Source organism: Xanthobacter lutulentifluminis, from assembly GCF_043194675.2.
Classification (GTDB): domain Bacteria; phylum Pseudomonadota; class Alphaproteobacteria; order Rhizobiales; family Xanthobacteraceae; genus Xanthobacter.
In genome coordinates, this window is sequence record NZ_CM195525.1 from 245,195 (window position 1) to 267,234 (window position 22,040).

Consider the following 22,040-nt stretch of genomic DNA (forward strand, 5'->3'; position numbering starts at 1 on the left):
TAGCGGGTGATTCCCTTCTGCCTCAAACCGTTTACCGCTGCGAGCCCCTGCTGCGAAGCGTCCAGGCGGGCCGGGTTCACGAGATGCGGCGGCCACGCGCTCGGGATGACAGCCCATCAGTCTGCAGCGCAGGAGCCAGGCGCGAGAGGATGAGCGCCACTTCATCCGGGCAACGGCCGCCGTTACCCGTTGCAACCCGGTATTGCCCGCATAGCGCCGATCTTCCATATACGAGCAGCACATCGGAGGCGAGGGTTTGGAATGGGGCGATCAGGCCGGCTTTGCATCATGTTCGATGCCCATCGACAAGCTGGGCGTGATGTCCTGATCCGCAGCTACGAGCGCATCGTCGACCTTTTCGCCCGACATGGTGAGATCGTCGCTGTTTTCGATGGCGAACCACCACCGAATACCGATTTTGGCCGCACCATCGTGCTGTCCAGAGACGACATATTTAAGTCGTTCCCTCATGTGAAGGGCGATTTCATCATCCCGGGGAATGTCGACCTGAAGATTGTGGCTGCTGTAGCGGCTTTGCCTGAATTCGATTTTTTTGTTCGCATCGAGTTTGATGTTTGGCCATCCCAGCTCGCAGATGACCGGACTGCCGAGTTGTGCGATATCGCACGCTCCGGACGCCTATCGGCGAGCTTTATACGCAACGGCCATCATGATGCAGATTGGATATATTGGTCTTCATTGAAGAATCCGGACGGGAACGAAATAACGAAGGCTGATCGTCATGCGGCATTTTTACCGCTCATGACGTTCTCGCGCAGCTTTATTGATTATTATAAGGAAATGCTTCGCATTGGATGGACAGGCCACTATGAGGCGCTGATGCCGACGCTCGCACGAAAAGCGGGCATCACTCTGGTGGAATTGGGCGAAGCGGGAGAAAAGCTCACATTTATCAATGAATTCAATGTTACTCCCCAACGTTTCGCTCCCCCGGTTTCAGGGGCATTCCTTCATCCATTCAAATCATTGGAGCAGATAACACAAATAGAGGCACCCTATCTAAACGACATTGTCGCCACTCCGGCTGAAACTCGTGAATTGGAGCGGCGGTTCAAGAATGCAAACAGCTATCTTGAATTTGGATCTGGGGGGACAACCGCGCTGGCCTGCCATTCCGGCGTGCAGAGGATCACGTCCGTGGAGACCGATCTGTCGTTTTTGAGCAGCCTCATTCAGCGTTACTCCCTGCGTCGATTTATCGACACGGGGCGGCTGTCGATGCGCCATGTGGAAGTGGGGCGGACCGGAAAATGGGGCTATCCGCGAACGACGCCGCCTGATCGACAAATTGAAAATTACCTGTCGTGGCCCAAAATGGTCCCGGACGCGGACCTCGTCCTGCTCGACGGACGCTTCCGCGTCGCGACAGCTGCCGAGTGCGCCATCAGGTACGATGCGAATACTGAAATATTGATTCACGACTATCAAGATAGAGAACAATATAGAATTGTGGAGAGCTTCATGACCCTGACAGATTGCACCGATAGCCTCGCCATGTTTCGTCCCGATCCTGCCCGGCGCGAGCAGGCGAAACGTGTCCGGCAGGACTATTTTTACAAGATGGATTGAAACCGATTCATGCTGCTGATTGCGACAGGGATGACACAATGGGCGGAGACCATGCCAACGCTGCGGAAGCGCGTTTGACACCCTCTGCCCCGGTCTTTAATTGAACGGTTCGACATCCAAACCCTGACGTGCGTCGGGGCGAAGGGGAATGAACAAGGCACGGGCATGGGCTGGCTCACGAACTTGTTGGGGCGCACGACCGGGGTTACCTCGGGCGCGACGGGCCAGGTCTCCGGCCCGGCAGCAAGCGGAGCCGTCGTGAGCGGCGCTACCGGCAGCGCGCAGCCCGCCAGGGGCCCCGCATCGGAGCCGCTGACCGACGGGCCCGTCTGGCCGCCGGTCATTGATGGCAGGCCTCCCCGCGCAGGAGCGGGCCTCGACCGCGTGTTCCGCGATGACGGGCTTCTCGTCCTCACGGGGTGGGTCGCAGGCAGCGGAACGATCACCGTGGAGGATGGCGGCCAGCCGGTCCTTCCCGACATCCGCGTCAGCCTGCCGCGTCCCGATGTCGCAACGGCCTATGGCTTCACCGACCAGCCCCAGGGCGTGCTGCTGGCCTATCTCGCCCCCTCGTCCGGCGCGCGCATCATGGTGCGCGCGGGTGGTGCCGAGCGCTCTGCGGAGGCTCACGGCTTTCCCGACCGGCGCGAGCCGGACCTCAGCCGCATCCTGCGTGACTATCGCTGCGCCGGCGCGCGGCTGCTCGACATCGCGCGGGACAATCCCCGCCACGTGGCCGCGATCGCGGCATCGGCGGCGCCCAGATCCGGCGCGCTCGCTCCACACGGCCACATGGAGTCGGTGAAGGCCGTTTCAGGCGCCGGCGGGGTGTGCGTCGGCTGGACCCTGGGCAGCGGGCCCTTCTACCTTGTGGACGAGACCGGCAATTGCCAGGCGCTCGATGCGGCGCTGCGCTGGAACAGGCCGGACATTTTCGAGGCCTTCGCCGACGATTTCGGTGCGGACTGCGCGGAGGCGGGCTTCCTGCAGGGCCTGCCGGCGCCATTCGGCGCGCATGTGCGGCTCGTTGCGCGGCATGGAGACGAACTGGTGCTGCTTCACGAGCGCGCCGTGGAGCCCGCGCCGCGGGATGCGGTGAGCTATGCACGCTGGGCGTTCTCGCTGCCGTCCGCGTTCGAGGTCAACGTGGACCGCTTCGTCCCCCATTTCGGCCCCACGCTCCGCACGCTCATCGGCCGGGCGAGCCGCCCGCCGCAGCCTGAGATCCGGCGCGTGGGAGATGCCGTCCCGGAGCCGGACGTTTCCATCGTCGTTCCGCTGTACGGGCGATACGATTTCGTCGATCACCAGCTTCTCGAGTTCGCACGCGATCCCTTCATCCGCGAGCGGTGCGAGGTCATCTATGTCATCGACGATCCGCGCATCGTCACCCCGGTCTTCTCGGCGCTCGACACCTGGCGGCAGCTGTACGAGGTGCCGCTGACGGTGGTCTGGGGCCGGCGCAACCGCGGCTTTTCCGGCGCGAGCAACCTGGGGCTGGAGCAGGCGCGCGGCAGGCAGGTCCTGTTCCTGAACTCGGACGTCATCCCCATCGACGCCGGGTGGCTGCAGCAGCTGAGCCAGAGGCTGGAGCATCATCGGGAGTTCGCGCTGATCGGCACGCGCCTGCTGTTTCCGTCCGGGGGCCTGCAGCACGACGGCATGGTCTTCAGATACGTGGACTCCTTCGGCGTGTGGATGAACGACCATCCCGGCAAGGGCCTCGTGCCGGAAGATGCGCTCTCGGGTGAACTGGTGGAGTGGCCGGCGGTCACCGGCGCATGCCTTCTCGGCTGGCGGGACGAGCTCCTGGGCGCTGGCGGATTCTCGGAAGACTACCTGATCGGCGACTTCGAGGATTCCGACCTCTGCCTGAAGATGAGAGCGGCCGGGCGCAAGGTGGGGGTGTGCCGTGATATCGTGCTGACCCATCTGGAGCGGCAATCCTATGGCTTCCAGGGCGCCGGCGAGTTCCGGCTGCGCGTGACCCTCTTCAATGCCTGGCTGCACCAGGGCCGCTGGGGCGCCGACATCGCGCGCCTTCAGGGCAAGGGCGGGGAGGCAGCCGCGTGACCGGACCGGTCCTCATCATCTCCCACGGCCATCGCGATTTCAGCCCCGGCGGCGCCGAGGTCGCGGCGCACCAGCTGTTCTCCGCCCTGCGGCAGGCCGAGCCTGCGCGCGAGGTGGTGCTGCTGGCCCGCCATAGCCGCGGCGCCCCCAACGGGCTCATCACGCCGCTCCGGCAGGACGAGTATCTCTGGAGCACCGGCATCGGCAACTGGTTCAAGTTCCAGTCGGCGGCGCCGGACAGCGTGCTCGGCGCGTTCCGCAGCTTCCTTGCCCGGCTCAAGCCGTCCGTGGTGTTCATTCATCATTATGCGCACATGGGACTGGAGATGCTGCGGGAGATCCGCCGCACCTGTCCCGCCGCGCGCATCGTCCTGACGTTCCATGAATTTTACGCCATGTGCGCCAACGGCGGGCAGATGGTGAAGACGGCCACCCGCGAGCTGTGCTTCGAGGGCGCGCCCCAGGCCTGCGTCGGCTGCTTTCCCGAGCGCAGCGAGGAGGAGTTCTGGCTGCGCAAGCACTTCATCCGGCGCCATTTCGATTGCGTCGACTGTTTCGTGGCGCCATCGGAATTCCTGCGCCAGCGCTACATCGCGTGGGGACTGGCGCCCGAGCGCATCGCGGTCATCGAGAACGGGCAGCCGGACGGTGACCGCCTGCCGGCGCGCCCCCTCCCCGACGGCGGCAGGCGCAACCGGTTCGCCTTCTTCGGCCAGGTCACGCCGTTCAAGGGCGTCGACCTGCTGCTCGCGGCGCTGTCGAACCTCGGCCGCAAGCAGCGGCAGTCCCTGCATGTGGAAATCCACGGCGCAAACCTGGAAAATCAGGACCCGGCTTTCCGCGCGCGCATCGAGGCGCTGCGCAAGCCGCTGATGGAGGAAGGGGTCCTGCACTGGCCCGGCGCCTACCATCGCGACGACCTCGCGCGGCGCATGGCGCGCATCGACTGGGTGGTGGTTCCGTCCCTGTGGTGGGAGAATTCGCCGGTCGTGATCCAGGAGGCGCGCCGGTTCGGACGGCCGATCCTGTGCTCCAACATCGGCGGCATGGCCGAGCATGTGCGTGATGGCGTGGACGGCATCCATGTGGGCGTCGGCAATGCCACCGACTGGGGCGAGAGCCTGCTCGCGGCGACCGACCCGGACACATGGGACCGTCTTCAGGCTTCGCTGCGGCCGCCGCTGTCGGTGACGTCGGCGGCGAGCGCATACCTCGAATGGGCGTTGCGGAAGGGACCGGAACACAGGCCTAGTGCCGCCGGCGGCGTCTCCGATCGTGGATGAGGGCAGGACGCCTCGTCGCGGAGTTGCATCAGGAAGCGCGGGAACGGGGAATTTGAGTTCATCAATCGCAACGGTTTCGTCGGACTTCGACATCGCTGTCATCGGGCAGGCCTGCCGCCTGCCGGGCGCGCGGAGCATCGAGGCGCTCGCTCGCCTGCTGCGCGACGGGCGCAACTGCGTCCAGGATGCGCCGGTCGGCCGCTGGCCGGTCGAGCGGGCGCTGCATCCGCGCCGTTCCGAGCCAGGCTTCAGCTACACCTTTGCGGGCGGCTATCTCGACGACCCGTTCTCGTTCGATCCCGCCGTGTTCGGCATTTCCCCGCGGGAGGCGCAGCAGATCGATCCGCAGCAGCGGCTGCTGCTGGAGGTGGTCTGGGAGGCGCTCGAGGACGCCGGCATCGCGCCGTCCCGCACCGCCGGACAGGACATCGGCGTCTATGTGGGCGCCTCGAACGTGGACTACCAGTCCGGCGCCGCGGGTGATCCTGCCGCCATCGAGAGCCATTTCATGACAGGGAACTCCCTGTCGATCATCTCCAACCGCATTTCCTACATCTTCGACTGGCGCGGCCCGAGCTTCACTGTGGATTCGGCCTGCTCCTCGTCGTTCGTGGCGCTGGTCCAGGCGGCCGCGGCGCTGCGCGCCGGGCTCATCGACACGGCGGTCGTGGCAGGTGTGAACCTGCTGCTGTCGCCCGCCCCGTTCATCGGCTTCTCCCGCGCCTCCATGCTCTCGCCCACCGGGCGCTGCCGGCCGTTCTCGGCCGGTGCCGACGGATACGTGCGGGCCGAGGGCGCCATCGCGCTGGTGCTGCGGCGCACGCCCGACGCCCGCGCCGCAGGCCAGAGCATCCATGCGGAGATCGTGGGCGCGGCGGCCAATTCCGATGGGCGCACCTCCGGCATCTCCCTGCCCTCCGTGGAGGGGCAGGCGGGGCTGATGCGCAGCCTCTACGGCGCGGTGGGCATCGCGGCCGATCGCGTCGCCTTCGTCGAGGCGCATGGTACCGGCACGCCGGTCGGTGATCCGATCGAGGCGAACGCCATCGGCGCCGTGCTCGGCGCCGGCCGCGCGACGCCGCTGCCGGTGGGCTCGGTGAAGTCGAACATCGGCCATCTGGAATGCGTCTCCGGCCTCGCCGGTCTGGTGAAGGCGAGCCTTGCCCTGCGGGAGCGCCGCCTGCCGCGCACGCTCTTCCTCGAGGAGCTGAGCCCCCACATCGACTTCGCCGCGCTGAACCTGCTGCCGGCCCGGGACGAGATCGCCCTCGACCTGGAGCGCACGCCGTTCGCCGGCATCTGCAATTACGGCTTCGGCGGCACCAACGCCCACGTCATCCTGCGCGCGCCTGAAGCGCGGGACGCTCCCGCCGCGGGGACCGCGCGGATGCTGCTCCTGTCCGCCCGCTCGCGGCAGTCGTTGCGCGATCTGGCCGCCTCCTACGCGCAGCGGATGGAGCAGGGGGATGCGCCCGCTCCGGCCATCGCCGCCGCGGCCTTCCACCAGCGCGAGCTGATGGACGTGCGCCTTGCCGTGCCGGTCACGGATGCGGCGGACATGGCCGCAGCGCTCCGCAGCTTCGCGCGCGAGGACGCGCCGGTGCCCGGCCTCGCCATCGGCAAGGCGCAGGCGCGGCACGGCAAGACCGTTTTCGTCTACAGCGGCAACGGCGCCCAGTGGGTCGGCATGGGCCGCGCGGCCCTCGCCCGCAACGCCTGCTTCCGCGAGGCCTTCGCGGCGGTCGACCAGAGGTTCCAGGCGCTCGCCGGCTGGTCGCTCGCCGAGGCGCTCGCCGCGCCAGACCTTGCGACGCGGCTCGGCCGCACCAGCGTCGCCCAGCCCCTGCTGTTCGCCATCCAGGCCGCCCTCACGGCGGCCCTGAAGGATGAGGGCATCACGCCCGACATCGTGCTCGGCCACAGCGTGGGAGAGGTCGCGGCCGCGCTCGCCAGCGGCGCGCTGGATCTCGATGCCGCCGTGCACCTCATCCACCACCGCAGCCACCGGCAGGAGAGCGTCGCCGGCGCCGGCCGGATGATCGCGCTGGCCGCAGGCGCCGAGCAGGCGGACGCATTCGTCGAGACGCTCGGCGCGCCCGGTCTGGTGGTCGCGGCCTACAACGGGCCGCATTCGGTGACCCTCAGCGGCCCGGAAGCCTCCATCGTGCTGGCGGAGAAGGCCGCGCGGCTCCAGCGCCTCGCCACCGTCGCGCTCGACATCGCCTATCCCTTCCATTCGAGCCTGCTCGATCCCGCCGCCGACGCGATCCGCGAGGACCTGAAGTCTCTGGCGCCGGCACCGACGCAGGTCGTGTTCATCTCGACCGTGACGGGCGGGCCGCTCGTGGGAACGGACCTCGATGCGGACTACTGGTGGCGCAACATCCGCCTGCCGGTGCGCTTCGAGGCCGCCGTCGCCGCAGCCGGCGCGCTCGGCGGCACGCATTTCGTCGAGATCGGCCCCCGCCCCATCCTCACGGGCGCGACCAGCGAGACGCTGCGCACCGCCTCGCTGGCTGCCGAGTGCGTCGGCAGCCTGTCCGAGCGGGACGACCAGAGCACGGCGGACCCGGTGCGCGAGCTCGCCGCCCGGCTGGTGACGCGCGGGCTCGCCGTGGACACCGCGCGCTGCTTCGGCGCGCCCCCTGCCCCGCTCGCGCTGCCGCACTATGCGTGGGATCGCCAGCGCTACGTTCTGCCGACGACCTCGGAAGCCATCGAGCTGTTCGGCCGCCTCAACGATGCGCCCCCCCCCCATCCCCTGCTGGGCCTGAAGGTGAGCGCGGCGGTGCCGGAATGGCACAATTGCGTGGATGCGGAGATCGTGCCCTATCTCGCCGACCACCGGGTCGATGGCGAGGCCGTGGTTCCGGGCGCGGCGCTCGCGGAGATGATGCTCGCGGTCGGCCGGTCGGAGCTCGGCAACGGGCCGCTGGAGCTGTCGGATTTCGACATCCTGCGCCCGCTCGCCCTCGCCGACGGCTCCATGCGCGAGGTTTCGACCCGCTATGAGGCGACCACGCGCACCTGCGAGATCTGGTCCCGCCACCGTCTTGGCGGCGGCGCGTTCGTGCTGCACGCCACCGGGCGGCTTTCGCCGGCCACCGGAAGGCCCCTGCCGCCCCGGCCGCCGGCGGCCGAGACGGCGCGCGAGGTGGGCGGCGCCGAGGTCTATGCCGCGGCCGAGCGCTGCGGCCTGGACTACGGACCGAGCTTCCGCCGTGTCCTGCGCGTGCTCCGCGATGCCGACTGCGGGATCGCCGACCTTGCCGCGGGCTCCCCACCGCTGGGCGCCTATCGCGACAGCCACCTGATCGACCCCACGGCCCTCGATGCCGCCCTGCACATACTGTTCCTCGACGCCGAGGCGGTGGAGGGCGAGACGCGCACCCACCTGCCGGTCCGCTTCGGCGCGCTGCGCGTGTGGCAGCCGGGCGTCGCCGCGACCCACGCCATCATGCGCCGGCAGCGCCGCAACCGCTTCACCGCCGTCATCGACCTGACGCTCCTGGCGCACGACGGCAGCGTGGTCGCGGAAGCGGCGGACGTGGTCCTGCGCGAGGTGGTGCTCGCCCAGCGCCCCGATGACGACCGCCAGTTCCGCGTGGAGATCGAGCCGGTCCGCAGCGCGGGCGCAACGGCCCCCCTCGCCCCGCTGCACGTGCCGCCCGAGACGCCCGATGCGGCGCTGGTGCTGCGCGCATTCGTGCGCTCCTTCACCTATGAGTGCGTCGCCGCGCCTGACATCCAGGCACGCCTTCACGCGCCGGAAGGACGGCTCGCGGTGGCGCTGGACTATCTGCGCGCCTGCGGCCTCGCGAACCGCGATGCCGCCGCCGGGTGGCGTCTCGACCCGACCCCGCCCCTGCCCTCCCAGGTTATCTATCGCACGCTGCTGGAACGCTTCGCCGATGCGAATGCGGAGATCCGCCTCGCGGCACAGCTGATGGCGAGCCTGCCGGGCGCGCTCGCGGACGGCGCCGGCGGGGAGACGCCGGCCCCGCTCGTCGAGCTGTTCGAGACCGACGCGCACGCATCGAGGTCCGCGCTCGGCCTGCTCGGCGCCCGGATCGAGGAACGCATCGCCACGTGCGCGCCGCGTGCGCCGCGCATCCTCGTCGCGTCCCGCCTCGGCGCGGGTCTCCTGTCCCTGCTGCTGCCGCTGGCGCGCGCGGAGCGGATCCGGGTGTCGCTCGTCGGCGCCGGCGCCGCGGAGTGCGAGCGCCTCGCGGCCCTGCCGTGCGCGGATGCCTTCGATATCCTCGACCGCTCGGCCGAAGACTTCCGCCTTCCCCCCATCGACCTTGTCGTCGGGCTTGCGACCGGCCCCGCCGACCTCGACGTGATCGAGCGGACCCTGCCGCTGGCGCCCGGCGCGGCGGTGGCGCTCGCCGCGCCCCTGCCGGACCCGGCCCTCGCCCTGCTCCTCGGCGCGCCGGACCTTGCCGAGGCGGCGGAGCTGCGGGCGCCGGCGGCCCGTGCCCTGGAGGAGATGCTGGCGCGCCTCGGCTGCGAGGCGATCGCATCGGCCGAAAGCGCCGGCGGCCTGTCGACCGTCGTCAGCGGCGCGCTGCCGCCGCCTCCGCCCGAGAATGCGGCGCCACTGCCGCTGTGGATCGTCGGCCACCACGCGCCCGGCTTCGCCCAGGCCCTGGCCGGCGACGGCGACAGCATCGTCGACGGTGTGCCGGCCGCGCCGGTCGAAACCGCGCCGGGAGCGCTGGTGCTGCCGGCCGCGTTCGACCCGGCGACACCCGCCCGCGAAGGGCTCGCCGCCGTGCTTCTGGAACTTCGCGCCCTCATCGCCTTTGCCCAGGGAGCGGGCTGCGCGCTGTGGGTCGTGACCGCCGGCGCCCGGCCCCGGCCGGAGGTGATCCCCGACCCGTCCGCGGTCGCGCTTTCCGCCTTCTGCCGCGTCGCCATGAACGAGCATCCCGGGCTCGACCTGCGTCTCGTGGACGTGGACGCCTTCGATGCCGCCGCCACCGACCGCGTGCGCCGCCTGATCGCGCGTCCCGGCGAGGAGACCGAGCGCGTCTCCCGGCCTGCCGGCGAATGCGCCGTGCGCGTCCGGCGTGGCGCGGCGCGCCCGATGGGCCGCATCGACGCAGACACGCGGACCCGGCTCCACGTCGGGCGTCAGGGCGTTCTCGGCGCCATGGAGTGGCGGCCGGAACCGCGCGTCGCCCCCGGCGAGGGCGAGATCGAGATCGAGATCGCCGCCACCGGGCTCAATTTCCGCGATGTCATGCTGGCGCTCGGCGCGCTGGACGACGACATCCTGGGCCCGGGCCTCACCGGCGCCTCCCTCGGCTTCGAGATGGCCGGGCACGTGGTGCGGGTCGGACCGGGGGTGACCGACCACCGGATCGGCGACCGGGTGATGGGGTTTGCGCCCCACGCCTTCGCCTCCCACGTGACGGTGCCGGCGTGGTTCGCCTTCAAGGTGCCGGACGGGCTCGACACCGAGGCGGCCGCCGGCATTCCCGTCGCCTTTGCCACCGCGTGGTACGCGCTCATCGACCGCGCGCGGCTCACCGCCGGCGAGACAGTGCTGATCCATGGTGGGGCGGGTGGCGTCGGCCTTGCCGCGGTTGGCATCGCCCACGCCCGCGGCGCCCGCGTCATCGCCACTGCCGGCACCGCGGAGAAGGCGGCGCTGCTGAAGGCGCTCGGGGTGGAGTGGGTCTACAATTCCCGCGACCTCGCATTCGCGCAGGACATCGCGCTCGACCACGGCAAGGTCGATGTGGTGCTGAACTCGCTGGCCGGCGATGCCATGACGGCGAGCCTGAGGCTGGTGAAGCCGTTCGGCCGCTTCGTGGAGCTGGGCAAGCGCGACTTCCTCGCCAACACCACGGTGGGCCTGAGGCCGTTCGCCCGCAACATCAGCTATTTCGGCGTCGATCTCGACCAGCTCCTCGCCCACGACCGCGGTCGCGCCACGGCGCTCATGTCCGAGATCGGCGCGGCCTTTGCCGAGGGGGCGCTTCATCTCAGTCCCTACCGTGTCCTGGAGGGACCGGCGGTGGAGGAGGCGTTCCGCCAGATGCAGGCGGCGCGGCATGTGGGCAAGATCGTCGTCCGCCCGGCCTCCACCGGCTGGATCGCACCGGCCGCGCCGCAGGCGCCGGTCTTCCCCGAGGGCGTCTATCTCGTGGTCGGCGGCAACGGCGGCTTCGGGCTGGAAACCGCGCTGTGGCTCGCGGCGCGGGTTCCGGGAACGGTCGCCATCGCCTCCCGCAGCGGCGTGCGCGCCCCGGAGGATCTCGCCCGCATCGATGCGGCCCGCGCGGCCGGGGCACGGATCGAGGTGGAGCAGGCCGACGCCCGCGACGCCGCCGCGCTGGAGGCGCTCGTGGAGCGCCTTGTCGCGGAGCACGGGCCGTTGCGCGGCATCGTCCACACCGCGATGGTGCTGCGCGACGGGGCGATCGCCAACCTCGACGCCGACAGCCTCGATGCGGTGCTCGCGCCGAAGATCGACGGCGTGCTCGCCCTCGACCGCATCACCGAGCGGCACCCGGTGGCGCATTTCGTCGTCTATTCGTCCGCCTCGGCGATGATCGGCAGCCCCGGCCAGGGGGCCTATGTCGCGGCCAACGCCTTCCTGGAGGGCGTGGTGCGGGCCCGGCGCGCGCGGGGGCTGCCCGGCCTCGCCCTCGCCTGGGGCGCCATCGCGGATGCGGGCGTCATCGCACGCGATCAGGAGCTGGGCCAACGCCTCTCCCGCGCGACCGGCGTCGCCGGCATCACCTCCGAGGAGGCTCTGGGCTTCCTCGGCCGGCTGATGGCGGCCGGGCCGGCGGCGGAGCCGGTGAATGTCTATGCGCAGGTGAACCGCACCGCCATCGCCAGCCAGCTTCCGGTCCTGAAGACGCCGACCTTCCCCCGGCTGTTCGCCGCCGGCGCCGACGACGGGAGCGGCGGGGGGGAGGACCTGCTGGAGCAGCTCGCCGGCCTCGACGATGCCGAGGCCCGTGCCCGCCTGCGGGAGGTTCTGGCGCGCGAGGTGGCGGCCATCCTGCGGCTTCCGGCAGAGGCCGTCTCCGGCACGGCGGTGCTGTCGGAGCTGGGCATGGATTCGCTGATGGCGCTGGAGCTGCGGCTGACGCTGGAGAAGAAATTCCGGTTCGAGCTGCCGCTCCTGTCCATCGGCAGCGGTCGCACGCTGGATGATCTGGCTGCCGTCGCCCTGGCGAGCCTGCGGCCGGCGGAAGGCAAGCCGTCCGCCGCCCCGGACGCCGGGCCGCGGGTGACCCCGGCGGTTACCGCGCTCGCCGTCCAGCATGGCGTGGGGATCGACGCGCAGGCCATGGACACGTTCGTGGAATTGGCTTCGGACGCGCGTGGCTCGACCGGAACCGCCCCATGACGAGCGCACCATGACCGGCCGACGCGGACTGTCGGATGCGGACCTCGCCCGCCTCCTCGGCGAGATGCGGGACGCCAACGCCGCCCCCGCGCCGGCTCCTGCGCCTGTCATCGGTCCGGAGCGGCGGTCGTTCGAGACGCTGCCGCGGTTCGAGGAGTTGCGCGCGCAGCAGGCGGCGGCAGATTTCCTCGGGCTGGAGAGCCCCTATCACCGGCTGCACGAGGCGAGGGCCGGCGCCCGCGCGCGGATCGGCGGGCGGGAGGTCATCAACTTCGCCTCCTATGACTATCTCGGGCTGAACGGAGACCCGCGCATCACCCGCGCCGTCGCCGAGGCGGCCGCCGAATGGGGCACCAGCGTCTCGGCCAGCCGCCTGTCGGCCGGCGAGCGCCCGGCCCATGTGGCGCTGGAGCGCGCGCTGGCCGATGTCTACGACGCCGAGGCGGCGCTGGCCTTCGTCAGCGGGCATGCCACCGCCCTCGCGGTGCTGCCGACACTGCTCGGCCCGAAGGATCTCGTGGTCACCGACGCGCTGATGCACAATTCGGTGGTGCTCGGCGCCCAGCACAGCCCCTGCACCCGGCGGACCTTCCCGCACAACGATCTCGCCGCGCTCGAGGCGATGCTGGCCCGCGACCGTGCCCGCTTCGACCGGGTTCTGATCGTGTCGGAGGGGCTGTTCTCCATGGATGGGGATGGCCCGGACCTTGCCGGCCTCGTCGCGCTCAAGGAACGGTTCGGCTGCTGGCTGATGGTGGACGACGCCCACGGCCTCGGCGTCCTCGGGGCGCGCGGGCTGGGCATCGCCGAGCATGCGGGCGTCGATCCGCGGGCGGTGGACATCTGGTTCGGCACGCTGTCGAAGTCGCTCGTGAGCTGCGGAGGCTACATCGCCGGCCCGGCGCCGCTGGTCGACTATCTCAAGGCGTTCGCGCCCGGCATGGTCTACAGCGTCGGCATGCCGGTGCCGGTGGCCGAGGCGGCCCGCACGGCCCTCGCCCTGATGCGGGCGGAGCCCGACCGCGTGGCGCGGCTGCAGGCCAACAGCGCGCATTTCCTCGCATTGCTGCGCGCATCCGGGCTCGACGCAGGCGCGGCCTGGGGCTTCGGCATCGTGCCGGTGATGGTGGGTGAGACCATCCGCACCGTGGCGCTGGCGCAGAAGCTGCTGGCCCGCGGCATCAACGCCTTTCCGGTGCTGCCGCCGGGGGTGCCCGAGCGCTCGGCGCGGCTGCGCTTCTTCCTGTCCGCGGCCCATGAGCCGGCCCAGATCGAGCAGGCCGTCGCCGTCCTCACCGAGGAGGCCGACGCGCTCGGCCTCCCGCGATCGCGCTGACGGCGTCCAGCCAGGCCGCGAACGCGCGATCCCAGTCGACGGAGGCGCGCTCCGCCTTCAGGTGGCGCACCAGCGCGGCCGCAAGCTCCGGCGTGTCGAGCAGCCGCGAGACCGCTGCCGCGAACGCCGGCGCATCGCCGGGCGGAAACAGGAGACCATTCTCCCCGTCCCGCACCTGCCCCGGGATGCCGGCGGCGCGGGGCGCGATCACCGGCAGGCAGGCGGCGAGCGCCTCGTAGACGGCAAGGCTCGCATTCTCGCACCGCGAGAAGGTGGCGAAGAGATCGGCGTTGGCGAACACCGGCCCCAGCGCGCCATGGGGCACGCCGCCGATGAGGTGGACGTTCGGCAGGCCGCGCGCCAGCGCCGCCACCTCGTCCCGGAGCCCGCCATCGCCGGCGATGACGACGCCCAGATCGCGCCGGAGCCGGCCGGCCAGCAGCGGCAGCGCCCGGCGCCAGCCGGCCCATCCCTTGTCGGCGGTGAGCCGGCCGGCGATCAGCAGCACCCGGCGTCGGTCCAGCTCCCGCAGCCCCCACCGCGCGCCCCAGTATCCTGGCGTGCGCAGGGCGGGCGAGAAGCAGGCCGTATCCGCGCCGTTGAAGGCGCCGGCGACACCGTTGGCGAGGCCGGTGCGACGCAGGCGGCGCAGCGTCGCCGTGCTGGGCACGAGGGTCGCGTCATAGCGGTTGTAGAGCTGCGAGAGCAGGCCGAGCCCGGCGGCCCGCACCGGAGCGAGCCAAGGCAGCAAGGCCGGCGTCGATTGCCCGGGGTAGTCAATGAAATTGGTGTGGAAGAACGCCACCGCCGGAATGCCCCGTCGCCGCGCGAAGCCGAGCCCCGGAATGCAGCGCATGCCCCAGGCGAGGCGCTCCGCCTCGTCCACATGCAGCAGGTCCGGCGCGAAGCGCTCCAGCGCCGCGTCGATCACGGGCCGGGCCGACGGAAGAGGATTGAGGTCGCCCGCCGCCTCACCGAAGCGCGCCGCCGGCAGGCCGGCGAAGGCGACATCGCCGGGCAGCCCGGCGGGCGGCCCCATGGCGTCGGCGGGCCGGGGCGCCATCAGCAGCACCTCATGGCCGCCGGCCGCCAGCCGCTGCACGCGCGTCTCGACGCTCACCGCCACGCCGTCGAGAACCGGCGCATATCCCGAGGTGAGGATGGCGATCCTCACGCCCCGCTCCTGCTCAGCGCGCGCCCGACGCCGAACCGGCGATACAGCCCCAGCACGTCGCGCGCCATGTCCGCCTCGGTCCGGGGATAATGGGTCTCCCCGCTCATGCGGCGGGCAAGGCCGGGGTCGGTCACGAACCGGCGCAGCACCTCGGCGAGCGCCGCGACATCGCCGCGCCGGAAGGCGAAGCCGTTCACCCCCTCGGTGATGAACTCGGTCATGCCGGGCACGTCGGAAACCACGGCGGGGGTATGGGTCGCCAGCGCCTTCAGCAGCGTCAGCGGCCCGTTCTCGCGCCAGGTGGAGGGCAGCACCACCACGTCCATCCCGGCGAAGATGGCGGCCGTCGCGCTCTCCTCGAACGTGCCGCGGAACGCCACCGCCATTCCCCGGGCGACCTCGCGCAGATCGCGGGCGTAGTCCGGGTGGAGCTGCTCGGACCCCCAGATGTCGAGCGTGAAGGAGCCGGGCGGGAGCTGCCGGATCGCGTTCACCAGCAGGTGCGGCCCCTTGTGGGTCAGCAACTGGCCGATGAAGCCGAAGCGCACCGGGCCGGGTGCTCCGTCCGGACGGGGAAGCGGCTTTTCGGCGCGGTCGATGTCGATGCCGAACGTGCTGTGCACCATGGGCAGCTGGGCGCCATGGCGCCTGAAGGCATCGTGCAGGTAGAGCGTGGGGGCGATGGCCGCGCGGCACTGCTCCATGGCGGCAAGCAGCACCTGCGGGCGCTCGACCACCGCCCGGGCATCCCGGCCGAGCGCGAACGGCAGGACCGCGGCGAGCCGCGCGCCCGCCGCGGCCACCAGCGGCCGCAGGCCCGGCTGCGCCAGCGTCCACCAGAAGCGGCTCGGCTCAATGTACCGCCGCAGGGCGATGCCGCACGCCATGCAATTGGCCCGATGCGCGTCCGGCCCGTCGCACAGGCCGCCGCCCGGCACTTCGAGCGTGCCGGTCATGCACAGGTTGAAGAAGTCGGTGAGCGTGGTGAAGGTCGGGATGCCGAGGCCGCGTGTCGCAGTGGCGAGCGCCGTGGTGAAATTGCCCAGATGGCAGATGTGCGCCACGTCCGGCCGGATCTCCGCAAGGATGCGCCGGAACAGCGGCACCAGCGCGGGCATGTCGTATTCCTCGCGCGCATCCCGCGGTGGCGTGCGGCTGCGATCGATGCGCACCACCGGGATGCCGGCGTAGCTGAAGCGCTCCACTTCCTCCGCCTGGGGCGGGCCATTGTCCTCGCGCACGGTGACGACGACGGCCTCGTGGCCGAGCCGCATCAGCTGCCGGGCCAGCGCAAGCGCATAGGATTCCGTTCCGTAGATCTGATCCGGAAAGAAGGCATGGACGAACAGCGCCACCCGCAGCGCGCCACCGGCGTCACGCGGGGGCGATTCGTGCTCAACCTGAACCGTCATTCCCCTGGCACATCTCCGTCCCGACCGCCGCCGCGCCCGGCCGAGGGCGCGTTTCGCGGATGTCAGCGCCACCCGGCGCAACGCTTGCGTGCAGCGATCGCTCACATGCCGCAACGCGACATGGACCGTCTTGCAGCAAACCGGCCGTCAGTTCAACGTCCGGATGTGGAGCAGGAGCAGATGGACTGGGCCCGGCGCGGAAATGCCGCCCAGGGCCGCGAGGGAGACTTGAGCTCGGCAGCAAAGGAGAGCTGCCGAGCATGATCGTGTCGATGCCGTGCCCGCTCAGACCCGCGCGCGCGGGTCCAGCCGGGCGAGGCGCCCGAGGAGATAGTCCACCTCGGACCGGGCGGCCGCGGTGAGCGCGGCGCCGGGCTTCCTCTGGGCGTCGGAGGCGATGAAGCCGCGCTTCATGAGCACATATTTGCGCACCGCCAGCCCCACGCCCTGCTGCTGCTCGTAGCGCAGCAGCGGCAGGTGGGCATCGAACAGGTCGTGGGCGGCGTCGCGCTCGCCCGCCTTCTGCAGGCGCGCCACGTCGGCCAGCATCTCGGGGAAGGCATAGCCGGTCATGGCGCCGTCCGCCCCGCGCTCCATCTCGAAATCGAGGAACAGGCCGCCATTGCCGGTGAGGATGGAGATGGGCCGCATGGAACCGTCGGCCTGGAAGCCGCGCAGGGTGGAGATCTTCTCCAGCCCCGGCCAGTCCTCGTGCTTCAGCATCACGCAGGAGGGGTTCTCCATCACGATCTGGCGGATCACCTTCGGCGTCATCTGCACCGTGAGGGTGAGCGGATAGTCCTGGATGACGAAGGGGATGTCGGCGCCGATGGCCTCCACCGCCTGACGGTAATAGCCGGTGATCTGGTCGTCGGTGCGCAGGCTCGGCGGCGGGGCGATCATGACGCCGGCAGCACCCTTCTCCATCACCGAGCGGGCCAGCGCCCGCATGGCGGCGAACCCGGGCGCGGAGACGCCGACGATCACCGGCAGGCCGGCCATGCCGGTGACGAAGCGTGCGGCGATGGCAAGGCTTTCCTCCGGCTCCAGCTTGGGCGCCTCGCCCATGATGCCGAGCACGGTGACGCCGGTGGCGCCGGCGGCCAGATAGCGCTCCATCAGCGTATCGACGGAGGCTTCGTCGATCCGACCGTCGGGAAGGAACGGCGTCGGCGCGATGGGGTAGAGGCCGGCGGCGGTGTGGTCGAGAGGCATGATGTGTCCTCAGATGCTGGCGATCAGGCCGCCGTCCACGCGGATGACGGAGCCCGTGAGGTAGGAGGCGGGGGCGCTGGCGAGGAAAGCCACCACGTTGGCGTATTCCTGCGGCTCGCCATAGCGGCCCACCGGGATCGAGGCGGTGCTTTCGGCGGACACCTCCTCCACCGAGCGGCCCTCGCGCTTGGCCTTCTGCTCGTCGAGGAACTTGATGCGGTCGGTAGCGACGCGGCCGGGCAGCACGATGTTCGCGGTGATGCCGTCGCGCGCCACCTCGCGGGAGAGCGTCTTCGACCAGCCCACCAGCGACAGGCGCAGCGCGTTGGAGATGCCGAGGTTGGGGATGGGCGCCACCACGCCGGACGAGGTGGACGTGACGATCCGCCCCCACTTGCGTGCGCGCATCCCGGGCAGCGCCCGGTCGGTCACGGCGATCACGGAGAGCACCATCTGCTGGAAGCTCTTCGCCCACAGCTCGGGAGGCTGGCCGCCGGCCGGCGTGGGCGGCGGGCCGCCGGTGTTGTTCACCAGCACGTCCACGCCGCCGAGCGCCTGCTCGATGGCGGCGAACCGCGCCTCGATGATGGAGAGGTCGGCAAGATCCCACGGCAGGGCGAGCGCCGTCCCTCCCGCGGCGGTGATATTGGCCGCGGTACGTTCCGCCGCCGCCGCGTCGATGTCGCCGAGCGCGAGCTTCGCGCCCTCGCGCGCCAGTGTCTCGGCGATCGCGCTGCCGAGGCCGCCGCCGGCGCCAAGCACGAGCGCGACCTTGCCGTTCAGTCCCAGATCCATGGCTTTTCCTTCTTGGTGAGCGCGCGGCGGGATCAGTCCGCCAGGGTGAGGCGTCCCGCGGGGGTGCCGTTGGCGGTGCGCGCCAGATAGTCCGCCTTGCTGTACTGCATGTGATCGACGCAGAGCTGTGCCAGCGCCCAGTGGTCGGTTCCCTGCAGCAGCTCGATCATGATGTCGTGCTGCCGGCGGGAGAGCTGGAGGCCGTCGTGGTCTGCCAGATTCTTCGCACGCATGGGCAATGTGTAGCCCATGTAGTCCTGCAGCGTGCGCACGAGATAGGGATTGCCGCAGCCCGAGAACAGCGCCAGGTGGAACTGGTCGTTGGTCTCGTGGATGCCGCGCAGGTTGCCGGCATCGGCGTGGCGGCAATATTCGGCCTGGATCGCCTTCAGCCGCGCGATCAAATCCGGCGGCGCGGGCAGCGGGATCATCAGCGCGGCCTGGCGGGTCAGCATCTCGCGCACGGCGTAGATCTGCTGCACCTCCTCGGCGGAATAGGAGCAGACGGTGGCGCCGACATTCTTCTCCCGGCGCACCACGCCCGTGCGCTCCAGCTGCACCAGCGCCTGCCGGATGTAATGCCGCGAGGCGCCATAGCGCGCCATCAGCGTGTCCTCCACCAGCCGCGCGCCGGGTGCGAGCCGGCCGAAGATGATGTCGTCCTCCAGCTGGCGGAGCACGTCCGCCTGCTCGTCATCACGGGTGGCTGTGAGGGAGGTGTCGGTCATGCGGCGCTCCTGTTCGCCGTCTCGAAGCCGGAGAGCCTGTAGCAGTCCTCCACCAGCCGCAAGGTCTCCAGATTGTCTTCCGGCGAGGTCTCGAAGGGGGAGCCGCTGGCAAGGCAATCCACGAAATGGGCGATGGTCGCGGCGTAGGAGCCGAGATAGGTCGCCTCCGCATCATAGGCCAGTTGCTCCGGCGATGCTCCGGCGAGGCGAAGCTCCGGCCCGTCGAGCCACACCGTTCCGGCATCCCCGATGATGGCCAGCCGGTCCGCCTGCTGCGGCGGCGCGCCGTGGGCCGCGAAGCTGGCGAACACCGACACGCCCGCCCCCTCCGCAGTGGACAGCTGGATGACGGCGCCATCCTCCCCGCGCATCTCGCGGCAGGTGCGGCTGAGCGCGGCGGCCTCCACCTTCAGCGGGCCGAGCAGCATGCGGAGCGTGTCGAGGTGATGGATCAGCACCTCCGCCACCAGCATGCGCGCCTCGTCCCGCATGAAGGGCTGCCGCTCCAGCGCCGCGAGGCGGCCGTGGGCGTCGGGCACCGTGCCGGAGGTGACGAGGGTGAGGTGCGCGGCCTTCACCCTGCCGATGCGCCCGGCCCGCAGCCACTCGGCGGCCTGCCGGTAATAGTCACGGAACCGCCAGTTCTCATGCACCATGAGGCGCACCTGCCCGCCGATGTCGGCCACCAGCTTCTCCGCCTCGGCCAGCGTCGGCGCCAGCGGCTTCTGGCACAGGATGGGCAGGCCGTGCCGCGCGGCGAGGCGCGCGAGGTCCGCATGGACCGCGCGGGGGGCAGCGATGTCCACCGCGTCGAGCCCGCCGGCCTCCAGCATCGCCCCGGCGCTGGCGAACACGGCGGGAATGCCGAACGCCGCCGCCCGCTCCGCGGCGCGCTCCGCCGACGGATCGGCGATGGCGACGACGCGGGCGGCATCGCCCAGCGCGGCCCATCCCTTCAGGTGATGCTGGGTGACCCAGCCGGCGCCGATGAGGCCGACACGCAGGGGAGCGGGGTGAACAGGCGCGCCCATCAGTGCGCCCGCCTCTGCACGGCCGCGCGCACGGCGGCGGAGCCGGTCTCCCGCGGGGCGATGGCGTCGCCGGTCCGGGCGTCGAACAGATAGGCGGCGTCGGCGCGGAAGAACAGTTCCACCATCTCGTCCAGCGCGGCCGAGACATCGCGCGGCAGGCGGGCGGTGATCTCCCCGCCCCCCGGCAGCTCCAGCAGCAGCAGGGTCTCGGCGCCCAGCGGCTCCACCGCCACCGTGCGGCCCTTCACGCTGCCGAATGGCGCGCCGCCGAGCCCGGCGCGGTCGATCACCATGTCCTCGGCGCGCACCCCCAGCGTCACCGTGCGCCCGTCGTGGGCGGCGAGCACGCCGTCGGTCCAGCGCGCGAGCGGCGCATCGAGCGCGGCGCTGGTGGCGCGGCGCTCGCCGCCCGAGAGGGTCGCCTCCATCAGGTTCATGGGAGGCGAGCCGAGGAAGCGGGCGACGAAGGTGTTGGCCGGCTGCCAGTACACCTCCAGCGGCGCTCCGATCTGCGCCACCCTGCCCGCGTTCATCACGCAGATGCGGGTGCCCATGGTCATCGCCTCCACCTGGTCGTGGGTGACGTAGATCATGGTCGAGCCGAGGCGGTGGTGCTGCTTGATGATCTCGCTGCGGGTGTTGACGCGCAGCGCGGCATCGAGATTGGAGAGCGGCTCGTCGAACAGGAACACCTGCGGCTCGCGCACCATGGCCCGCCCGAGGGCGACACGCTGGCGCTGGCCGCCGGAGAGCGCGCTGGGCTTGCGCGCCAGGAGCGGCGCGAGGCCGAGGATGGCCGCCACCTCGCCCACCCGCCGCTCGATCTCGCCGGCGGGAATGGCGCGGCGGCGCAGCCCGAACGCCAGATTGTCGGCGACGCTCATGTGCGGATAGAGCGCGTAGGACTGGAACACCATGGCGATGTCCCGGTCCTTGGCCGGCACGTTGTTCACCACCCGCCCGTCGATGGAGAGCGTGCCGCCGGAGATGGTCTCCAGCCCGGCGATCATGCGCAGGGTGGTGGACTTGCCGCAGCCCGAGGGGCCGAGCAGCACCATGAATTCCCCGTCCGCGATGGTGAGGTCCACATCCTCCACCACCACCGGCCCGCCCGCGGGGCCGTAGCGCTTCACGATCTTGTCGAGTTTCACCACCGCCATGGCAGCCTCACTTGATCGCGCCGGCGGTCATGCCGCGGATCAGCTTTTCGGAGAAGAAGACGTAGACGACGATGACCGGGATCACGGAGATCATGACGCCGGTGGCGATCATGCCGATGTCCTGGAAATGGTCGCCCATGAAGGCGCGGATGCCGATGGGCAGCGTGCGCTTGTCCGGATCGGTGATGAGCACCACGGCGAACAGGAACTCGTTCCACAGCTGGATGAAGTTCAGGATCAGCGTGGTGGCGATGGCCGGCATGCCCACCGGCAGCACGACGCGCCAGAAGATTTCAAGGTCGCCATAGCCATCCATCTTCGCCGCGTCGAACAGGTCCTGCGGGATGCGGGCGAAGAAGCCCTCCAGCAGATACACGGTCAACGGCAGCTGGAGCGAGATATAGACCAGCGCCAGCCCGAACAGGCTGTTGTAGAGGTGGTAGTCCACCAGGATCTGGTACAGCGAGATCAGGGTGATCTGCGGCGGGAAGATGATGGACGAGAACAGGATGCCGTAGATCAGACGGTTGCCGCGGAAGCGGTAGCGCGCCAGCGCATGGGCCGCCGCCGCGCCGATGAAGGTGAGGACCGCCACCGCGCCGACCACCACGAGGGTGGAGTTCCAGAAATAGGTGGCGAAGTCGGAATCCACCCAGGCGGTCCGGAACTGGTCGAGGTGCAGCGGGCTCGGCCAGGCGTAGGGATCAGCGCTGATCTCCGCCGTGGTGCGCACCGACATGGTGGCGAGCCACAGGAACGGGCCCAGCTGGTAGATGGTGTAGACGCCCAGCACCAGCGCGAGGATGCCCCGCGAGAACAGGCGCGGCAGCGGCCGGGCGCCTTCGCGGGCGGCGAGGGATGCGGACAT

Annotated in this window: 13 protein-coding genes; 5 read left to right on the forward strand and 8 right to left on the reverse strand. The window is 70.5% G+C overall.

From position 1 onward, the window contains the following. Window positions 1-288: 288 nt before the first annotated feature. The 5 genes from V5F49_RS01135 to V5F49_RS01155 all read left to right on the forward strand — a co-directional run bounded on the left by V5F49_RS01135 (window position 289) and on the right by V5F49_RS01155 (window position 13,657). Window positions 289-1,590, forward strand: a complete 1,302-nt coding sequence (locus tag V5F49_RS01135; protein ID WP_394116360.1) for a hypothetical protein — start codon at window positions 289-291, stop codon at window positions 1,588-1,590. 384 nt (window positions 1,591-1,974) lie between these two features. After that, window positions 1,975-3,663, forward strand: coding sequence for a glycosyltransferase family 2 protein (locus V5F49_RS01140; RefSeq protein WP_394116359.1), 1,689 nt, complete (start codon window positions 1,975-1,977; stop codon window positions 3,661-3,663). Beyond that, window positions 3,660-4,946 carry a glycosyltransferase family 4 protein gene (locus V5F49_RS01145; protein WP_394116358.1) on the forward strand — a complete coding sequence of 429 codons (1,287 nt, stop codon included), beginning with the start codon at window positions 3,660-3,662 and terminating at the stop codon, window positions 4,944-4,946. The genes V5F49_RS01140 and V5F49_RS01145 overlap by 4 nt, the downstream gene beginning before the upstream one ends. 52 nt (window positions 4,947-4,998) lie before the next feature. After that, entirely contained in the window at window positions 4,999-12,321 is a 7,323-nt protein-coding gene (locus V5F49_RS01150; protein WP_394116357.1) for an SDR family NAD(P)-dependent oxidoreductase, read from the forward strand. A 10-nt stretch (window positions 12,322-12,331) separates the two neighbouring features. Then, a complete protein-coding gene (locus V5F49_RS01155) occupies window positions 12,332-13,657 on the forward strand; it encodes an aminotransferase class I/II-fold pyridoxal phosphate-dependent enzyme (RefSeq protein WP_394116356.1) in 1,326 nt (441 codons plus the stop codon). Here the strand turns inward: V5F49_RS01155 and V5F49_RS01160 are convergent. From V5F49_RS01160 to V5F49_RS01195, 8 genes are all read right to left on the reverse strand, one after another. Continuing rightward, window positions 13,614-14,831 carry a glycosyltransferase gene (locus tag V5F49_RS01160; protein ID WP_394116355.1) on the reverse strand — a complete coding sequence of 406 codons (1,218 nt, stop codon included), beginning with the start codon at window positions 14,829-14,831 and terminating at the stop codon, window positions 13,614-13,616. The genes V5F49_RS01155 and V5F49_RS01160 overlap by 44 nt on opposite strands. Continuing rightward, the gene (locus V5F49_RS01165; RefSeq protein WP_394116354.1) at window positions 14,828-16,243 is read right to left on the reverse strand and encodes a glycosyltransferase family 4 protein; all 1,416 of its coding nucleotides are present in this window, start codon (window positions 16,241-16,243) and stop codon (window positions 14,828-14,830) included. The genes V5F49_RS01160 and V5F49_RS01165 overlap by 4 nt, the downstream gene beginning before the upstream one ends. A 285-nt stretch (window positions 16,244-16,528) precedes the next feature. After that, the gene (locus tag V5F49_RS01170; RefSeq protein WP_394116353.1) at window positions 16,529-17,458 is read right to left on the reverse strand and encodes a dihydrodipicolinate synthase family protein; all 930 of its coding nucleotides are present in this window, start codon (window positions 17,456-17,458) and stop codon (window positions 16,529-16,531) included. A gap of 9 nt (window positions 17,459-17,467) precedes the next feature. After that, complete coding sequence (locus V5F49_RS01175; RefSeq protein ID WP_394116352.1) at window positions 17,468-18,253, reverse strand: SDR family oxidoreductase; 786 nt, start codon at window positions 18,251-18,253, stop codon at window positions 17,468-17,470. A gap of 32 nt (window positions 18,254-18,285) precedes the next feature. Continuing rightward, the gene (locus tag V5F49_RS01180) at window positions 18,286-18,981 is read right to left on the reverse strand and encodes a GntR family transcriptional regulator (protein WP_394116351.1); all 696 of its coding nucleotides are present in this window, start codon (window positions 18,979-18,981) and stop codon (window positions 18,286-18,288) included. Further along, window positions 18,978-20,012, reverse strand: a complete 1,035-nt coding sequence (locus tag V5F49_RS01185) for a Gfo/Idh/MocA family protein (RefSeq protein ID WP_394116350.1) — start codon at window positions 20,010-20,012, stop codon at window positions 18,978-18,980. The genes V5F49_RS01180 and V5F49_RS01185 overlap by 4 nt, the downstream gene beginning before the upstream one ends. Further along, a complete protein-coding gene (locus tag V5F49_RS01190; protein WP_394116349.1) occupies window positions 20,012-21,172 on the reverse strand; it encodes an ABC transporter ATP-binding protein in 1,161 nt (386 codons plus the stop codon). Before V5F49_RS01190 ends, V5F49_RS01185 begins: the two co-directional genes overlap by 1 nt. Before the next feature lie 7 nt (window positions 21,173-21,179). Continuing rightward, on the reverse strand, window positions 21,180-22,040 hold the full coding sequence (locus V5F49_RS01195) for a carbohydrate ABC transporter permease (RefSeq protein WP_394116348.1): 861 nt from the start codon (window positions 22,038-22,040) through the stop codon (window positions 21,180-21,182).